The organism is Hydrogenophaga taeniospiralis, assembly GCF_020510445.1.
Classification (GTDB): domain Bacteria; phylum Pseudomonadota; class Gammaproteobacteria; order Burkholderiales; family Burkholderiaceae_C; genus Hydrogenophaga.
This window is the reverse complement of the sequence record NZ_JAHBAG010000001.1, coordinates 3,284,827-3,301,252: the sequence shown is the minus strand read 5'-3', so window position 1 is coordinate 3,301,252 and position 16,426 is coordinate 3,284,827. Positions and strand designations below refer to the sequence as shown.

Here is a 16,426-nt window from a genome sequence, read left to right as displayed (position 1 = left end):
CGTTTCGGGTTTGATCTAATAAGCAGCCGATTTTACGTTTTCACCCACCTTGCCCCCTGAAGGACCACCTCCACCATGGCCGAACCGATGCTGATCGCCCAGAACGCCACCACCCAGTGCCACCTGCTGCCGGGTCTGGCCAACCGACACGGCCTCATCACCGGCGCCACCGGCACCGGCAAGACCGTGACCCTGCAGACCCTGGCCGAGCAGTTCTCCAACATCGGTGTGCCGGTGTTCATGGCGGACGTGAAAGGCGACCTCACCGGCATCAGCCAGCTGGGCAGCTTCGGCGAAAAGATCAGCGCCGTGCTCAAGGACCGCGGCATCACCCTGCCCACGAGCCAAGCCTGCCCCGCCACGCTGTGGGACGTGTTCGGCGAACAGGGCCACCCGGTGCGGGCCACGGTGAGCGACATGGGGCCGCTGCTGCTGGCGCGCATGCTCAACCTGAACGACACCCAGGCCGGAGTGCTCAACCTGGTGTTCAAGATCGCCGACGACAACGGCCTGCTGCTGCTGGACATGAAAGACCTGCGCACCATGCTGCAGCACGTGGGCGACAACGCCAAGCAGTTCACCACCGAATACGGCAACATCAGCGCGGCCAGCATCGGCGCCATCCAGCGCGGCCTGATGCAGGTCGAGCAGCAAGGCGGCGACAAGTTCTTTGGCGAGCCCATGCTCGACATCAGCGACTTCATGCAGACGGTGGACGGCAAGGGCGTGGTCAACATCCTCGCCGCCGACAAGCTCATGAACGCGCCGCGCCTGTACGCCACCTTCCTGCTGTGGATGCTGTCCGAGCTGTTCGAGCAGTTGCCCGAGATCGGCGATCCGGAAAAGCCCAAGCTGGTGTTCTTCTTCGACGAGGCCCATCTGCTGTTCAACGAGGCACCGAAGGTGCTGATCGAGCGCATCGAGTTGGTGGTGCGCCTCGTGCGGTCCAAAGGGGTGGGCGTCTATTTCGTGACGCAGAACCCGCTGGACATTCCCGACAGCGTGCTCGGCCAGCTCGGCAACCGCGTGCAGCACGCGCTGCGCGCCTTCACCCCACGCGACCAGAAGGCCGTGCGGGCAACGGCAGAGACCATGCGCCCCAAGGCCGGCCTGGACATCGAAGCCGCCATCACAGAACTCGCCGTGGGTGAGGCCCTGGTGAGCCTGCTGGATTCCAAGGGCCGCCCGAGCGAAACCGAGCGCGTGTACGTGCTGCCCCCGGGCAGCCAGCTCGGCCCCATCACGCCCCAACAGCGCCAGAGCCTGCTGCAGGGCTCGCTGGTGGCCGGTGTCTATGAGAAGGCATTGGACCGCGAAAGCGCTCACGAAATCCTGCGTGCCCATGTGGACGCCCGCACCGCCCCGGCGGAGCCCGAGGCAGCCGACGCGCCCAAGACCCCGCGCATTCCAGGCGTGGCGAAACAGCCGGCCGAAGCCGCAGGGAGTGGCGGCATCGGCGGCATGTTGAACGAAGCCCTGTTCGGTCGCACGGGTCCGCGCGGAGGCCAATACGACGGTCTGGTGCAGACCATGGCCAAGACCGCGGCGCGCAGCGTGGCCAGTGGGATTGGTCGGCAGATCGTGCGGGGGGTGTTGGGTGGCCTGTTCGGGGGCAAACGCTGAACCAGCGGACCCCTTCCCATTCCGCGCCCTCTTCGGCTTCCCGCGTGCATCTGTTGAAGGCTCTGCTGTCCGGCCTGCTCGCCTTGGCCGTTCTGGTGCTGGTCGGGGTCCAGTTCGGCTGGTTCAGCGGCCGTCCGCCGTCCGATCTCGGTGTGAAGCAAGGGCGCCTGAAGCCGCCGTCCCTCACGCGCAACAGCGTCTCCAGCCAGGCCGATCTGTATCCGGACCACCCGCAGCGGGCCCACGCGCTCATACAGCCCCTGCCCCTCAAGCATGGCGACGCCACGGCCTCGCTGCGCACGCTGGCCGCCGTGCTGCAAACCCAACCCGGCATCACGCTGGTCGAGCAGCGGCCAGATTACCTCTACGCACAGGCCCAGACGCGCTGGCTCAGGTTCGTGGACGACCTTGAGTTCTGGTTCAACCCGGCGCGGAGCGTGATCGAAGTGCGCAGCGCAAGCCGCCTGGGTCGCGAGGACACCGGCCTGAACCGTCGGCGCATCGAAAACATCCGCGCGGCCTATCTGCGTCAATGAACCCCTGGCGAAGCCGATGCCCCATCGGGGGGCCCGATCAACCCACCTTTCTGGAAGCTTCATGCCTCGAAAAAATGCCCCCTCCCGTGCCGCCATGCTGGTGCTGACCGCGGTGCTCAGCGCCTGCGGCGGCGGCGACTCCGACGACGGCTCGGGTGACGGCACGTCGGCGCTCAGGGTCGCGAGCTGTGGCGGCGAAGGCGGCCCGCTGCGCATCATGCCCCTGGGTGACTCGATCACCCAGGCCGAGGCCGGGCACAACAGTTACCGCCGGGTGCTCTGGCAGCGCCTGAACGCCGCGGGCTGTTCGGTGGATCTGGTGGGCAGCCGCTCTGGCGTCTCCAGCGGCTACCGTGACAGCCCACAAACCAGCGCCCCCAATCCGGATTTCGATCAGGACCACGAAGGCTACTGGGACTACCGGGCCCAGGAACTCGCGCCCCTGGTGTCGGGCAAGGTCGGCAGCGCCCGCCCCGACGTGGTGTTGCTCCACCTGGGCACCAACGACGTGCTCGACGGCCAAAGCGCCGCCGGCATCATCGGAGAGTTGGGAGGCGTGATCGACGCCATCCGGGCCGGCAAGGCCGACACCCACATCGTGCTGGCCAAGATCATTCCCGCCGCCCCCGACACGGCGGGAACTGCCGCCCTGAACCGGGGCATCGATGCGTTGGCGGCGTCGCGCAACACCGCGCTTTCACCCATCGCCGTGGTGAACCAGGCGGCGGGTTATTCGGTCGCAGACAACTACGACGGTGTGCACCCGAACGCCACCGGTGAGGCCAAACTCGGCAACAAGTGGGCCGACACCGTGCTGGCGTGGCGGACGCATTGACCCATCGATAGCCCGAAAAAAGAAGGCCCGGACATCCGGGCCTTCTTTTTTGTGTACGCCAGGGCGCCCGGCATCAACCCGCTGTGGCTTCCTCCGGCTTGGCCTTGCCTTCTTTCTTCGGCAGCGGCTGGATGTCGAGCTTGACCTCCTGGGTCTCCTTGCCGGCTTCGTCGGTCTTGGTTTCCAGGTCCACCGTGAGCCGCCCACCTTCGGTCAGGCGGCCGAACAGCAGTTCGTCGGCCAGGGCACGACGGATCGTGTCCTGAATCAGCCGCTGCATCGGACGCGCACCCATCAGCGGGTCGAAGCCCTTCTTGGCGAGGTGCTTGCGCAGCGCATCGGTGAAGGTGACTTCCACCTTCTTCTCGGTCAGCTGGCCTTCCAGCTGCAGCAGGAACTTGTCCACCACGCGCATGATGACGTTCTCGTCCAGCGCCTTGAAGCCCACGATGGCGTCCAGACGGTTGCGGAACTCCGGCGTGAACAGGCGCTTGATGTCGGCCATCTCGTCGCCGGCTTCGCGCGGGTTGGTGAACCCGATCGTGGCCTTGTTCATGGTCTCAGCGCCCGCATTGGTCGTCATGATGACGATCACGTTGCGGAAGTCGGCCTTGCGCCCGTTGTTGTCGGTCAGCGTGCCGTGGTCCATCACCTGCAGCAGCACGTTGAAGATGTCCGGGTGCGCCTTTTCGATTTCGTCGAGCAGCAGCACGCAGTGCGGCTTCTTGGTGATGGCTTCGGTCAGCAGACCGCCCTGGTCAAAGCCCACATAGCCGGGAGGCGCACCGATCAGGCGGCTCACGGCATGGCGCTCCATGTACTCGGACATGTCGAAGCGGATCAGGTCGATGCCCATGATGTAGGCCAGTTGCTTGGCCGCTTCGGTCTTGCCAACGCCGGTGGGGCCGCTGAACAGGAAGGCGCCAATCGGCTTGTCGCTCTTGCCCAGGCCCGAACGCGCCATCTTGACCGAGGATGCCAGCACCTCCAGTGCCTTGTCCTGGCCAAACACCACGCTCTTGAGATCGCGCTCCAGCGTCTGGAGCTTGCCGCGGTCGTCGTTGGACACGTTGGCCGGCGGGATGCGCGCGATCTTGGCCACGATCTCTTCGACCTCGGCCTTGCTGATGGTTTTCTTGCGCTTGGACGCCGGCAGGATGCGCTGCGCCGCGCCCGCCTCGTCGATCACGTCGATCGCCTTGTCGGGCAGGTGGCGGTCGTTGATGTACTTGGCGCTCAGCTCGGCCGCCGCCTGCAGCGCCGCCAGAGCGTACTTGACGTTGTGGTGTTCCTCGAAGCGGCTCTTGAGGCCCTTGAGGATGTCCACCGTCTGTTCCACGGTCGGTTCGACCACGTCCACCTTCTGGAAGCGGCGCGAGAGCGCGGCGTCTTTTTCGAAGATGCCGCGGTACTCGGTGAAGGTGGTCGCACCGATGCACTTCATCTGCCCGCTGGAGAGCGCCGGCTTGAGCAGGTTGGACGCGTCCAGCGTGCCGCCCGAGGCCGCACCGGCCCCGATCAGGGTGTGGATTTCGTCGATGAACAGAATCGCGTTGGGCTTGTCCTTGAGCGACTTGAGAACGCCCTTCAGGCGCTGCTCGAAGTCGCCCCGGTACTTGGTGCCGGCCAGCAACGCGCCCATGTCGAGCGAATACACGTTGGACTCAGCCAGGATTTCGGGCACGTCCCCCTGGGTGATGCGCCAGGCCAGCCCCTCGGCGATCGCGGTCTTGCCCACACCGGCCTCGCCCACCAGCAGCGGGTTGTTCTTGCGGCGGCGGCACAGGATCTGGATCACACGCTCGACCTCGTACTCGCGGCCGATCAGCGGATCGATCTTGCCGTCTTTCGCCAACTGGTTGAGGTTCTGGGTGAACTGCTCCAGCGGCGAGGCCTTTTCGTTGCTCTTGGCTTCACCGGCTTCTTCGTTCTCGGCCGCGCTCTCGCCCGACTTGGTGGGCTCGGGCGGATCGCTCTTGCGGATGCCGTGAGCGATGAAGTTGACCACGTCCAGGCGCGTCACGCCCTGCTGGTGCAGGTAGTAGACGGCGTGAGAATCCTTTTCGCCAAAGATGGCGACCAGCACATTGGCGCCCGTGACTTCCTTCTTGCCGTTGCCGGTGGACTGCACGTGCATGATGGCGCGCTGAATCACGCGCTGGAAACCGAGCGTGGGCTGGGTGTCCACCTCGTCGGTGCCGGCCACCTGCGGGGTGTTGTCCTTGATGAAATTGGCCAGCGACTTGCGCAAGTCGTCGACGTTGGCCGAGCAGGCGCGAAGCACCTCGGCCGCGCTGGGGTTGTCGAGCAACGCGAGCAGCAGGTGCTCGACGGTGATGAATTCGTGTCGCTGTTGCCGAGCCTCGACGAAGGCCATGTGCAAGCTGACTTCAAGTTCCTGGGCAATCATGGTCACTTCCTTTAGGGCTGTGGGTGATAGGAAACGCGGATTTCAGGGTTAGAGATTACGCGGAAGGAGACCATCAGGTGGGGCGTGTTGTTATTTATTCAACCGGTTCACTCAAGCACTGCAGCGGGTGGCCGGCCGAGCGGGCGGCCTGCAGCACTTGGTCGACCTTGGTGCTGGCCACGTCCCGGGTGTACACGCCGCAGATGCCTTTGCCCTCCAGATGGATCTTGAGCATGATCTGGGTCGCGGTTTCGCGGTCCTTGCTGAAGAACTCCTGGATGACGTGGACAACAAACTCCATGGGCGTGAAGTCGTCATTGAGCAGCACCACCTGGAACATCTGGGGCGGTTTGACACGCTGGGTGCGGCGCTCGAGCACCACGGAATCATCGCTGCCCACACTGGGCGGGGCAACGGGATTGGGTGGTTTTCTGGGGTTCTGGGTGGCCATGAAATTGATTCTAGCGGTGCACACCCTTCCCCTGTGATCCGAAGGCAAATGAAATCCCCGTGCCCGCTCGCCGCCCCCGCCAAGGGGCCCGGCATGGGGGCGCCTGGCTGGCGCTGGAGGGTGCTGTTGGGCATGCCCCCATTGTGAGCCGACCGCCCAAAAGGAAACCGCCGAGGAAGCCGGCTTCCTGGCGGTTTTTCGTGATCTTCCACCGCCCTGACGAGCCGCCCGGCAACCGGGTCCGGCGGGGGGCGGCGCCGTGTTACATGTTGTCGATCATGACCTGACCAAACCCGGAGCAGCTGACCTGGGTGGCGCCATCCATCAGGCGGGCGAAGTCATAGGTCACCTTCTTGCTCGCGATGGACTTCTCGATCGAGCTGATGATCAGATCGGCGGCTTCTTTCCAGCCCATGTGCCGCAGCATCATTTCGGCGGAAAGGATTTCGGAACCCGGGTTCACGTAGTCCTTGCCGGCGTACTTCGGCGCCGTGCCGTGGGTGGCCTCAAAACAGGCCACGGAGTCGGACAGGTTGGCGCCCGGGGCGATGCCGATGCCGCCAACCTGCGCAGCCAGGGCGTCGGAGATGTAGTCCCCGTTCAGGTTCAGCGTGGCCACCACCGAATACTCGGCCGGGCGCAGCAGAATCTGCTGCAGGAAGGCGTCGGCAATGCTGTCCTTGATCACGATGTCCTTGCCGGTCTTCGGGTTCTTGAACCTGCACCACGGGCCACCGTCGATCAGTTCGGCGCCAAACTCCCTCTGGGCCAGGGCATACGACCAGTCCCGGAAGCCGCCTTCGGTGTACTTCATGATGTTGCCCTTGTGCACGATGGTCACGCTGGGCTTGTCGTTGTCGATCGCGTACTGGATGGCCTTGCGCACCAGGCGCTCGGTGCCTTCGCGCGACACCGGTTTGATGCCGATGCCCGAGGTGTTCGGGAAACGGATCTTGGTCACGCCCATCTCTTCCATCAGGAACTTGATGAGCTTCTTGGCCTTGTCGGACTCGGCCTCGTATTCGATGCCGGCGTAGATGTCTTCCGAGTTCTCGCGGAAGATTACCATGTTGGTTTTCTCGGGCTCTTTCACCGGCGAAGGAACGCCCTTGAAGTACTGCACCGGGCGCAGGCAGACGTAGAGATCGAGTTCCTGGCGCAGTGCCACGTTCAGCGAACGGATGCCACCGCCCACGGGGGTGGTCAGCGGGCCTTTGATGGAGACCACGTACTCGCGCAGCGCGGCCAGGGTTTCTTCGGGCAGCCACACGTCGGGGCCGTAGACCTTGGTCGACTTCTCCCCGGCATACACCTCCATCCAGTGGATCTTGCGCTGGCCGCCATAGGCCTTGGCCACGGCCGCATCCACCACCTTGAGCATCACCGGGGTGATGTCCAGGCCCGTGCCGTCGCCTTCGATGTACGGCACGATGGGCTGGTCAGGCACATTGAGCGACATGTCGGCGTTGACGGTGATCTTCTCGCCTTGGGCAGGGATGGTGATGTGCTGGTACATGGGGACGGGTCTCCGTGAGAGGCTGTGGGGTGAGGCGTCGGCCCATGTTGACGTGGTCCGGCGGCCGCACGGGATCGTGCTCGCAAATTCTAGTTCCGATTGTTCCGCCCAGGCCAGGCGCCCCCTTGGGGCCCAGCCAGCACAGCCCTACCACGGCGAATGGCGGACAATGTGCGCTGCCCATGACCACCGCACTTGCTTCATGAACCGACTGCTCGCCCTACTGTCCTGCCTGCTGGCCGTTTTCACACTCCCGGCATGGTCGCAGGACGCTCCCCAGCTCCAATTGCCACGCGTGACACTCTCGGCGGGCATGCACCTGATCAACGCCCAGGTGGCGGCCACGCCGGAGCAGCGCACCATCGGGCTGATGTTCCGGCAGGAGATGCCGGCGAACGAGGGCATGCTGTTCGTCTTTGAACAGCCCGCGGGCCAATGCTTCTGGATGAAAAACACGCTGCTGCCGCTGACCGCCGCCTTCGTGGCCGACGACGGCACCATCGTCAACCTGGCGGACATGAAGCCGCAGACGCTGGACTCGCACTGCTCGGCCCAGCCGGTGCGCTATGTGCTGGAAATGAACAAGGGCTGGTTCGCCAAACGCGGGCTCAAGTCGGGCTCCAGGCTGGGTGGTGCGCCCTTTGAGCGCAGCAAATAGCCAGAGCCGGAGCCCTGCCGTCGGTCGGCCGCACCCCGGCCCCGACACCCGTGAACGACAAAGGCGACCCGCACAGCCCTTGCTGTCCGGGTCGCCTTTGAGATCAGACGCCGTCGATGAAGGCGCGTCCACCTGAACGGTAGAGCGGCCTTCAGTGCCTCAAGCGGAAACGGTTTCCAGCGCCGCGTTGAGCGTGGGGCTCGGACGCATCACGGCGGCCAGCTTGTCAAAGTCGGGCTTGTAGTACCCGCCGATGTCCACCGGCTTGCCCTGTACCGCCGCCAGCTCGGCCACGATGGTCTGTTCGTTCGCCGTCAGTCGTTGGGCCAGCGGTGCGAAATGAGCGGCCAGCGCCGCATCTTCGGACTGCGCGGCCAGTTCCTGGGCCCAGTACATGGCCAGGTAGAACTGGCTGCCGCGGTTGTCCAACTGACCGGTCTTGGGCGACGGGTTCTTGTTGTTGTCCAGCAGCTTGCCGGTGGCCGCATCCAGCGTCTTCGCCAGAATCTTGGCCTGGTTGTTGCCGGTTTTGATGCCCAGGTCTTCCAGCGAGACCGCCAGCGCCAGGAATTCACCGAGCGAATCCCAGCGCAGGTGGTTTTCCTCCACCAGCTGCTGCACGTGTTTGGGGGCCGAGCCACCAGCGCCGGTTTCGTACATGCCACCGCCGGCCATCAACGGCACCACGGACAGCATCTTGGCCGAGGTGCCCAGCTCCATGATGGGGAACAGGTCGGTCAGGTAGTCGCGCAGGATGTTGCCGGTGGCGCTGATGGTGTCCAGACCGCGCACCACACGCTCCAGGGTGTAGCGCATGGCACGCACCTGGCTCATGATCTGGATGTCCAGACCGGTGGTGTTGTGCTCGTGCAGGTACATCTTGACCTTGGTGATCAGCTGGGCCTCGTGCGGACGGTACTGGTCCAGCCAGAACACCACGGGCATGCCGGAATTGCGCGCCCGGGTCACGGCCAGCTTGACCCAGTCGCGGATGGCGGCGTCCTTGACCTGGCACATGCGCCAGATATCACCGGCTTCCACGTTCTGGCTCAGCAGCACCTCGCCCGTGGCCAGATCGGTGATGTTGGCCACGCCATCTTCGGGGATCTCGAAGGTCTTGTCGTGTGAGCCGTACTCTTCGGCCTGCTGGGCCATCAGGCCCACGTTGGGCACGGTGCCCATGGTCTTGGGGTCAAAGGCGCCATGCCATTTGCAGAAGTTGATGATCTCCTGGTAGATGCGGGCGAAGGTCGACTCGGGCATGACCGCCTTCACGTCCTTCAGGCGGCCGTCGGCGCCCCACATCTTGCCGCCGTTGCGGATCATGGCGGGCATGGACGCGTCCACGATGATGTCGTTGGGCGAGTGGAAGTTGGTGATGCCCTTGGCCGAGTCCACCATGGCCAGTTCGGGGCGGCCTTCGTGGCAGGCGTGCAGATCGCGCTTGATCTCGTCCTGCTTGCTCTGTGGCAGCGTGGCGATCTTGTCGTACAAGTTGGCCATGCCGTTGTTGACGTTCACGCCCAGTTCGTCGAACAAGGCGCCATGCTTGGCGAAAGCGTCCTTGTAGAAAATCTTCACGCAGTGGCCGAACACGATGGGGTGGGACACCTTCATCATGGTGGCTTTCACGTGCAGCGAGAACATGACGCCGGTCTTGTGGGCGTCCTCGATCTCTTTCTCGTAGAACGCTTCCAGCGCCTTCTTGCTCATGAACATGCTGTCGATCACCTCGCGGTCGAGCAGCGAAACCTTGGGTTTGAGCACGATGGTCTTGCCGCTGTTCGTGATCAGCTCCATCTTCACGTCGCGCGCGCGGTCCAGCGTGATCGACTTTTCGCCGTGGTAGAAGTCGCCGGCGTGCATGTGCGAGACGTGCGAGCGCGAGGCCTGGCTCCATTCGGCCATGCTGTGCGGGTTCTTGCGGGCGTATTCCTTCACGGCCTTGGGCGCACGGCGGTCCGAGTTGCCTTCGCGCAGCACGGGGTTGACGGCGCTGCCGATGCACTTGGCGTAGCGGGCGCGGATGGCCTCTTCTTCGGGCGTCTTGGCCGACTCGGGATAGTCGGGCAGCGCGTAACCCTTGGATTGCAGTTCCTTGATGGCACTGACCAATTGCCCCACCGAGGCGCTGATGTTGGGCAATTTGATGATGTTGGCTTCGGGCCGATGCGTCAGCTTGCCCAGCTCGGCCAGCGCATCGGGCACGCGTTGCGCTTCGGTCAGGCATTCGGGGAACGTGGCCAGAATGCGCGCCGCCACCGAGATGTCGCTGGGCACCACGTTGACGCCAGCGGGTGCGGTGAACGCCCGGATGATGGGCAAGAAGGCACTGGTGGCCAACAGCGGCGCTTCGTCGGTCAGCGTGTAGATGATGGTGGGTTGCTGGTTGCTCACGGTTTTCTCCAGATATCGTTGTAGGCATCCCGCTGGCTCGCGTGGCAGGCCAGCCGAATCGGCGGATAGTCCGCAATTTTGCTTTCAGTGCACTGACCCAGACCCCGCTTTTTGAACCGCCATCTCACAATGCGAATTATTGAGTCCGTGTGACCAACTTTTTTTTCTCGAATCGACGATAACGACCTCTCGATCCAGGAGATCGGGGTCCCTTTTCGCGCCGGTCTGGCCGCCCGCCACGCCGCACCCACCGGCAACAAAAAAGGCCCGAAGGCATGGCCTCCGAGCCTTTTTTCTGTCAGCGCAAAAAACGACTTCAGGCGAAGTTGGCTTCAGCGAACGACCAGTTCACCAGCTTGTCGAGATAGGTTTCGACGAACTTGGGACGCAGGTTGCGGTAGTCGATGTAGTAGGCGTGTTCCCACACGTCCACGGTCAGCAGGGCCTTGTCGCCGGTGGTCAGCGGGGTACCGGCAGCGCCCATGTTGACGATGTCGACCGAACCGTCGGCCTTCTTCACCAGCCAGGTCCAGCCGGAACCGAAGTTGCCCACGGCGCTCTTGACGAACGCTTCCTTGAAGGCAGCGTAGCTGCCCCATTTGGCATTGATGGCCGCAGCCAGCGCACCGGAAGGCTCGCCGCCGCCGTTGGGCTTCATGCAGTTCCAGAAGAAGGTGTGGTTCCAGATCTGGGCGGCGTTGTTGTACACGCCGCCGCTGGACTTCTTGATGATGGACTCCAGGTCCATGGCCTCGAATTCGGTGCCCTTTTGCAGGTTGTTCAGGTTCACCACATAGGCGTTGTGGTGCTTGCCATGGTGGAACTCCAGCGTTTCGCGGCTGTAGTGGGGCGCCAGATCGTCCAGGCCATAGGGCAGTGCGGGCAAGGTGTGTTCCATGGAGGTTCCTCGTAGGTGGGTTTGTTGTGGGGAAAGAAAGCTGGGCCGGACGCGAAGCCCTCCAGCAAGACGATCGCGAATTGTAGGCACGCACAAAGGGACAGCAGATATCAGGGTTTCTTGGGTTCACACCCTCAGGAATCCACCGTCAGGCCCAGTTCGCCGTCGGCTAGCGTGGCCCGCAGCGCCTGCCCCGCCCGGGCCTGCGCCGCGCGGGTCAAGGCCTGGCCCTGCGCGTCGGTCAGGAACGCGTAGCCCCGCTCCAGCACCAGACGTGGATCGAGCAGACCGAGGGCGGCTTCCAGACGCTGCAGGCGCCCGCTGTGCTGATCCTGCGCGCGCCGCAAGGCCTGCGGCAAGGCGGTTTGCAGAGACAGCAGCCGGCTCTGCTGACGCTGTGCGGCCAGCAACAGCCCGCTCTGCAGCCGGTGCTGCAGACCCATGAGCCGCTGACGGCTCTCGTGCAGCCGACCCGAAGGCCTGCCCAGACGCTGGCCGAGCCGATCCAGTCGCTGCGCGCGCTGGTCGATGGCGCCGTAGGCGGCCTCGGCCAGACGTTCGCTCAGATAGACCAGTTCGCCCAGGCGCGCCTCGCGTGCGGGGGCACACAGCTCGGCCGCGGCCGTGGGTGTGGGCGCGCGCAGGTCGGCCACGAAGTCGGCCAGGGTGAAATCGGTTTCGTGGCCCACCCCACACACCACGGGCATGGGGGCCCGTGCCACGGTGCGCACCAGCGTTTCGTCATTGAACGACCACAGGTCTTCCAGCGAACCGCCACCCCGCACCAGCAGCAGCACGGCGCTTTCACCCGTTTCCTCGTGGCGACGGTAGGCGGTCTGCAGCGCCGCACACAGTTCGGCCGGTGCCTGTGCGCCCTGCACCGCTGCGGGGTACACCACCACGGGCAGGTGCGGAACCCGCCGACGCAGCGCGGTGATGACGTCGCGCAACGCCGCCGCCCCCAGCGATGTGACCACGCCGATGCTGCGCGGCTGGGGTGGCAGCACCCGTTTCCGGGCCGCATCAAACAGCCCCTCGGCCTCAAGCCGCGCCTTGAGGCGCAGGAATTCCTCGAACAGCGCCCCCTGGCCGGCCGGTTTGAGACTGTCCACGATCAGTTGCAGGTCGCCGCGCGGACCGTACACGTCAAGTTTTCCCTGGGCCTCCACCACCTGCCCGTCGCGCGGGGCAAAGCTCAGTTGTTCGGCCGAGCGGCGAAACAGGGCGCAGCGCACCTGCCCGGTGTCGTCCTTGAGCGAGAAGTAACAATGCCCGCTGGCCGCACGCGAGAAGCCCGAAATCTCGCCACGCACCGCCACCGGATTGAAGCGCGCGGACAAAGTGTCAGCAATGGCGCGCATGAGCGGCCCAACCGCCCAGACACGGCGCGCCGACACTGCATCGGAATCGAAAAATGGCTCAGACACAGGGCTCTCCAGACCAAATGTGTCCACAATCCGCGTGATTTCTTGGGGTGCACCCCAAAAGACCGCACGCCACCGGGCCCGAGCGCCAAGCCCTTGAAATCAAAGCAGTTTCTGTTGCCTGTTTTGTCATCGAATTGTCTGGAACGAGGCCTGGTGCGGCTTGAGGGGTGGGATGGACCGGGTTCTTCACAAAGTTATCCACAGAATCTGTGCATCGCGGCGGGCCCTCGGCGGCGCGATGGTGGGGATGGCATCTGCTGGGCCACGGCGCGCTGGTCTGCGCTGGTGCCGACCACTTTGGAGGCTGAGCCATAATCGCCGGACCGCCCTTCGGCCGCAACGCGTCGGCCTTTCCTGGAGCCCTGATTTGCTTTCCATCATACAAGCCGCCGGCTGGCCGATCTGGCCACTGATCCTCTGTTCCGTGCTGGGCATGGCCCTCGTCATCGAGCGCTTCATCAGCCTGAAAACCGCCAAAATCGCCCCCCCCAAACTGCTCGATGAAGCGATCATGGTGTCGCGCAACGGCATACCCGGCCCGGACGTGGTCAAGCAGCTGGAACAGAACTCGGTGCTGGGCCATGTGCTCGCCAGCGGGTTCCGCACCTTCAACAGCAACCCGGTGGCCACCGAAGACGATCTGCGCGCCAACCTCGAGATCGCGGGCCGCCAGGCCGCCGCCAAGCTCCAGCGCTACCTGGGTGCGCTCGCCACCATCGCTTCGGCCGCGCCTTTGCTGGGGTTGCTGGGCACGGTCATCGGCATGATCGAGATCTTCGGTTCGCAAGGCGGTGAAGGCGGCATGGGCACCGTGCCTGGTGGTGGCAACCCCGCCCAACTCGCCCACGGCATATCGATCGCCCTCTACAACACCGCTTTCGGTCTGATGATCGCCATTCCCGCGCTGATCTTCTGGCGCTATTTCCGGGCCCGCGTGGACGAATACCTGTTGGCCATGGAACTGGCGGCCGAGCGCTTCGTGCGGCATTTGTTGAGCCTGCGCAAATGAACTTTCGACCCGGTTCCCGTGACGAGCCCGAGATCAACCTGATCCCGTTCATCGACGTTCTGCTGGTGGTGCTCATTTTCCTGATGCTCACCACCACCTACAGCAAGTTCACCGAGCTGCAGGTCAACCTGCCGGTGGCCGACGCGCAGGCGCCGCGTGAGAATCCCAAGGAAGTGATCGTCTCGGTCAGCAACGATGGGCGCTACTCGATCAACAAACAGCTGCTCGAAGGCAACGGGGTCGAGATGCTCACGCGCGCGCTGTCGCTGTCGGCCCAGGACAACCGCGAGGCGGTGGTGGTCATCAGCGCCGATGCGGCGGCCACCCATCAGTCCGTCATCAACGTGATGGACGCTGCACGGCGCGCAGGCCTGGTTCAGATCACCTTTGCCACCCAGCAGTCCTCCGGCGCCAAGGCTGCCCGCGGCAAGTCCTGAGCCCCTCTCTCCCCATGAACCCAGGGCCAGCCGACCGGCAAGCGCGCTGGCTGGCTGCGGCGCAGGAGCGCGGCCCCCGGGCCAGGCTGTTGTGGCCGCTCTCGTTGCTGTACCGCGTGCTCATGGGCCTGCGGCGCTGGCTGTACGCCGTCGGCGTGTTCAGGCCCGGACGTCTGCCCGTCCCAGTGATCGTGGTGGGCAACGTGGTCGTGGGTGGCGCGGGAAAAACCCCCACGGTCATCGCGCTGGTGCAGCACCTGCGTGCACTCGGTTGGCATCCTGGTGTGATCTCACGCGGCTACGGCCGCCACAGTGAGCGGGTGATCGACGTCGGGCCAGACACACCCGCAGCGGACAGCGGCGACGAGCCCGCGCTGATCCGCCGCGCCACCGGAGTGCCGGTTTTCGTGGCCAGGCGCCGGGTTGACGCCGCGCAAGCGCTGCTCGCGGCGCACCCGCAAGTGAACGTGCTGCTTTGTGACGACGGGCTGCAGCATCTGGCGCTGGCGCGCGATCTGAGCATCGCCGTGTTTGACGAGCGTGGCACCGGCAACGGCTGGCTGTTGCCCGCCGGGCTGTTGCGCGAGCCCTGGCCCCCCGCCCCGGGCACACCGTTCAGCCCCGACCTGGTGCTGATTCAGCGCCGAGAAGACCATCCCGCCACCGGGGTTCCATCGACTGCGGGGGTGCCCGTGTTCCATGCGGTGCGCCGCTTGGCGGACCACGCCGTGGGTGCTGGCGATCAGCGGATATCCCTTGAGGCGCTTCAAGGCCAGGCCCTGACCGCCGTGGCTGGCATTGCCCGACCCCCGGTGTTTTTCGACATGCTGCGCGCACGCGGACTCACGCTGACCCGTGAGGTGGCGCTGCCCGATCATGCGGATCAGGCGGCCTACGAAGCCCTGCTGACACCCCCGGCCACCACGGTGGTGTGTACCGAGAAGGATGCGGTCAAGCTGTTTGCCCTGCGTCCCGACGGTGCAACTCAGGTCCGTGCCGATGTCTGGGCGATACCGCTGGAACTCGCGCCCGAGCCCGCATTTTTCGCCGCCGTCGATGCGCATCTGGCTCGTCTGAAAACCCGGCACTGAGACGCATGGCCCGTGCCGGCCGCGACTATCATCGCGGCATGGACACCAAACTGCTTGAACTGCTGGTCTGCCCGGTCACCAAAGGCCCCCTGATCTACGACCGCGAGAAACAGGAACTGCTCTCACGCAGCGCGCGTCTGGCCTATCCGGTGCGCGATGGCATCCCTATCCTGCTCGAACACGTGGCCCGCACCCTGACCGAGGAAGAAGCGGCCCGTCCACCGGCTCCCACACCGCTTCCATGAGCCGCCCCGCCGAGAACACGGGCTTCACCGTCCTGATCCCGGCCCGGCTGTCGTCGAGCCGCCTGCCCGACAAGCCCCTGGCCGACATCGCAGGCCTGCCCATGGTGGTGCGCGTGGCCCAGCGCGCGCGGTTGAGCCACGCCACCCGCTGCGTGGTGGCCGCGGACGATGCCCGCATCGTGCAGGCCTGCGAGGCCCATGGCATCCCGGTCCTGCTGACCCGCACCGATCACCCTTCGGGCAGCGACCGCCTGGCCGAAGCCTGCTCCCTGCTCGGTCTGGCCGACGATGAAACGGTGGTCAACGTGCAGGGCGACGAGCCACTGATCGAGCCCGCGCTGATCAACGCGGTGGCGGCCGAACTCCAGCGCCGCCCCGACTGTGTCATGAGCACCGCCGCGCACCCTGTGGACTCCATGGCCGACTTCCTCAATCCCAATGTGGTCAAAGTGGTGCTGGACCGGGCCCAGACCGCGCTGTACTTCAGCCGGGCACCCATCGCCTGGTGGCGCGACGGCATGGCGGCGCTGGATGGGGCTGCGCTGAACAACACCCTCCCCTCGCCGGCGCCGTTGCGCCACATCGGCATCTACGGTTACCGCGCCGGCTTTCTGCGCCGATTCCCCGGGCTGGAACCCGCACCACTGGAAATCACGGAGTCGCTGGAACAGCTGCGTGTGCTCTGGCACGGCGAGCGCATTGCGGTGCATCTGAGCCCGATGGCGCCCGGGCCCGGCGTGGACACCGCACAAGACCTGGAACGGGTCCGCGCCCTGCTCGGCGCACGCTGATTTCACGCTCAAAACCGGCCCGCTGGCTGTAAGCCGGGGCCCGGGATGCCCGTGCTATCCTCGACCGGTCGCCCCCGGCTCCCGGCCCAGGGGGCCGCCACG

15 protein-coding genes are annotated in these 16,426 nt (G+C 65.1%); 9 read left to right on the top strand and 6 right to left on the bottom strand.

The genetic code is table 11. From position 1 onward, the window contains the following. Window positions 1-75: 75 nt before the first annotated feature. From KIH07_RS15795 to KIH07_RS15785, 3 genes are all read left to right on the top strand, one after another. Window positions 76-1,623, top strand: coding sequence for a helicase HerA-like C-terminal domain-containing protein (locus KIH07_RS15795; protein ID WP_226492880.1), 1,548 nt, complete (start codon window positions 76-78; stop codon window positions 1,621-1,623). Between the two features lie 44 nt (window positions 1,624-1,667). Then, window positions 1,668-2,159 (top strand): DUF1499 domain-containing protein, encoded by a 492-nt coding sequence (locus tag KIH07_RS15790; protein ID WP_226492879.1) that lies wholly within the window; start codon window positions 1,668-1,670, stop codon window positions 2,157-2,159. A 61-nt stretch (window positions 2,160-2,220) separates the two neighbouring features. Then, window positions 2,221-2,994 carry an SGNH/GDSL hydrolase family protein gene (locus tag KIH07_RS15785; RefSeq protein ID WP_226492878.1) on the top strand — a complete coding sequence of 258 codons (774 nt, stop codon included), beginning with the start codon at window positions 2,221-2,223 and terminating at the stop codon, window positions 2,992-2,994. Between the two features lie 73 nt (window positions 2,995-3,067). On the opposite strand, the gene clpA is transcribed toward KIH07_RS15785, so the two are convergent. The 3 genes from clpA to icd all read right to left on the bottom strand — a co-directional run bounded on the left by clpA (window position 3,068) and on the right by icd (window position 7,371). Next, window positions 3,068-5,404: an ATP-dependent Clp protease ATP-binding subunit ClpA gene (gene clpA / locus KIH07_RS15780; RefSeq protein ID WP_226492877.1), complete on the bottom strand. Its 2,337-nt coding sequence runs from the start codon at window positions 5,402-5,404 to the stop codon at window positions 3,068-3,070. A 94-nt stretch (window positions 5,405-5,498) separates the two neighbouring features. After that, entirely contained in the window at window positions 5,499-5,855 is a 357-nt protein-coding gene (clpS, locus tag KIH07_RS15775; protein ID WP_068169315.1) for an ATP-dependent Clp protease adapter ClpS, read from the bottom strand. A gap of 262 nt (window positions 5,856-6,117) precedes the next feature. Then, a complete protein-coding gene (gene icd / locus KIH07_RS15770; RefSeq protein WP_226492876.1) occupies window positions 6,118-7,371 on the bottom strand; it encodes an NADP-dependent isocitrate dehydrogenase in 1,254 nt (417 codons plus the stop codon). A 202-nt stretch (window positions 7,372-7,573) separates the two neighbouring features. On the opposite strand from icd, the gene KIH07_RS15765 reads away from it, so the two are divergent. Beyond that, window positions 7,574-8,029 (top strand): DUF192 domain-containing protein, encoded by a 456-nt coding sequence (locus KIH07_RS15765; RefSeq protein WP_226492875.1) that lies wholly within the window; start codon window positions 7,574-7,576, stop codon window positions 8,027-8,029. Window positions 8,030-8,188: 159 nt separating this feature from the next. Here the strand turns inward: KIH07_RS15765 and KIH07_RS15760 are convergent, their stop codons facing one another. The 3 genes from KIH07_RS15760 to xseA form a co-directional block, all read right to left on the bottom strand. Then, a complete protein-coding gene (locus tag KIH07_RS15760) occupies window positions 8,189-10,426 on the bottom strand; it encodes an NADP-dependent isocitrate dehydrogenase (RefSeq protein WP_226492874.1) in 2,238 nt (745 codons plus the stop codon). 316 nt (window positions 10,427-10,742) lie between these two features. After that, complete coding sequence (locus tag KIH07_RS15755) at window positions 10,743-11,324, bottom strand: superoxide dismutase (protein ID WP_226492873.1); 582 nt, start codon at window positions 11,322-11,324, stop codon at window positions 10,743-10,745. A 134-nt stretch (window positions 11,325-11,458) separates the two neighbouring features. Beyond that, complete coding sequence (gene xseA / locus KIH07_RS15750; protein ID WP_413465752.1) at window positions 11,459-12,751, bottom strand: exodeoxyribonuclease VII large subunit; 1,293 nt, start codon at window positions 12,749-12,751, stop codon at window positions 11,459-11,461. Window positions 12,752-13,118: 367 nt separating this feature from the next. Between xseA and KIH07_RS15745 the strand changes: the two genes are divergently transcribed. Genes KIH07_RS15745 through kdsB form a run of 5 tightly spaced genes read left to right on the top strand, consistent with a single transcriptional unit; the run spans window position 13,119 to window position 16,324 of the window. Then, complete coding sequence (locus tag KIH07_RS15745; RefSeq protein WP_226492871.1) at window positions 13,119-13,760, top strand: MotA/TolQ/ExbB proton channel family protein; 642 nt, start codon at window positions 13,119-13,121, stop codon at window positions 13,758-13,760. Next, window positions 13,757-14,197, top strand: a complete 441-nt coding sequence (locus tag KIH07_RS15740) for an ExbD/TolR family protein (protein ID WP_226492870.1) — start codon at window positions 13,757-13,759, stop codon at window positions 14,195-14,197. The genes KIH07_RS15745 and KIH07_RS15740 overlap by 4 nt, the downstream gene beginning before the upstream one ends. Before the next feature lie 14 nt (window positions 14,198-14,211). Then, window positions 14,212-15,288, top strand: coding sequence for a tetraacyldisaccharide 4'-kinase (gene lpxK / locus KIH07_RS15735; protein ID WP_226492869.1), 1,077 nt, complete (start codon window positions 14,212-14,214; stop codon window positions 15,286-15,288). 38 nt (window positions 15,289-15,326) lie between these two features. Continuing rightward, on the top strand, window positions 15,327-15,533 hold the full coding sequence (locus KIH07_RS15730; protein WP_226492868.1) for a Trm112 family protein: 207 nt from the start codon (window positions 15,327-15,329) through the stop codon (window positions 15,531-15,533). Beyond that, on the top strand, window positions 15,530-16,324 hold the full coding sequence (gene kdsB / locus KIH07_RS15725; protein ID WP_226492867.1) for a 3-deoxy-manno-octulosonate cytidylyltransferase: 795 nt from the start codon (window positions 15,530-15,532) through the stop codon (window positions 16,322-16,324). Before KIH07_RS15730 ends, kdsB begins: the two co-directional genes overlap by 4 nt. Window positions 16,325-16,426: the final 102 nt, after the last annotated feature.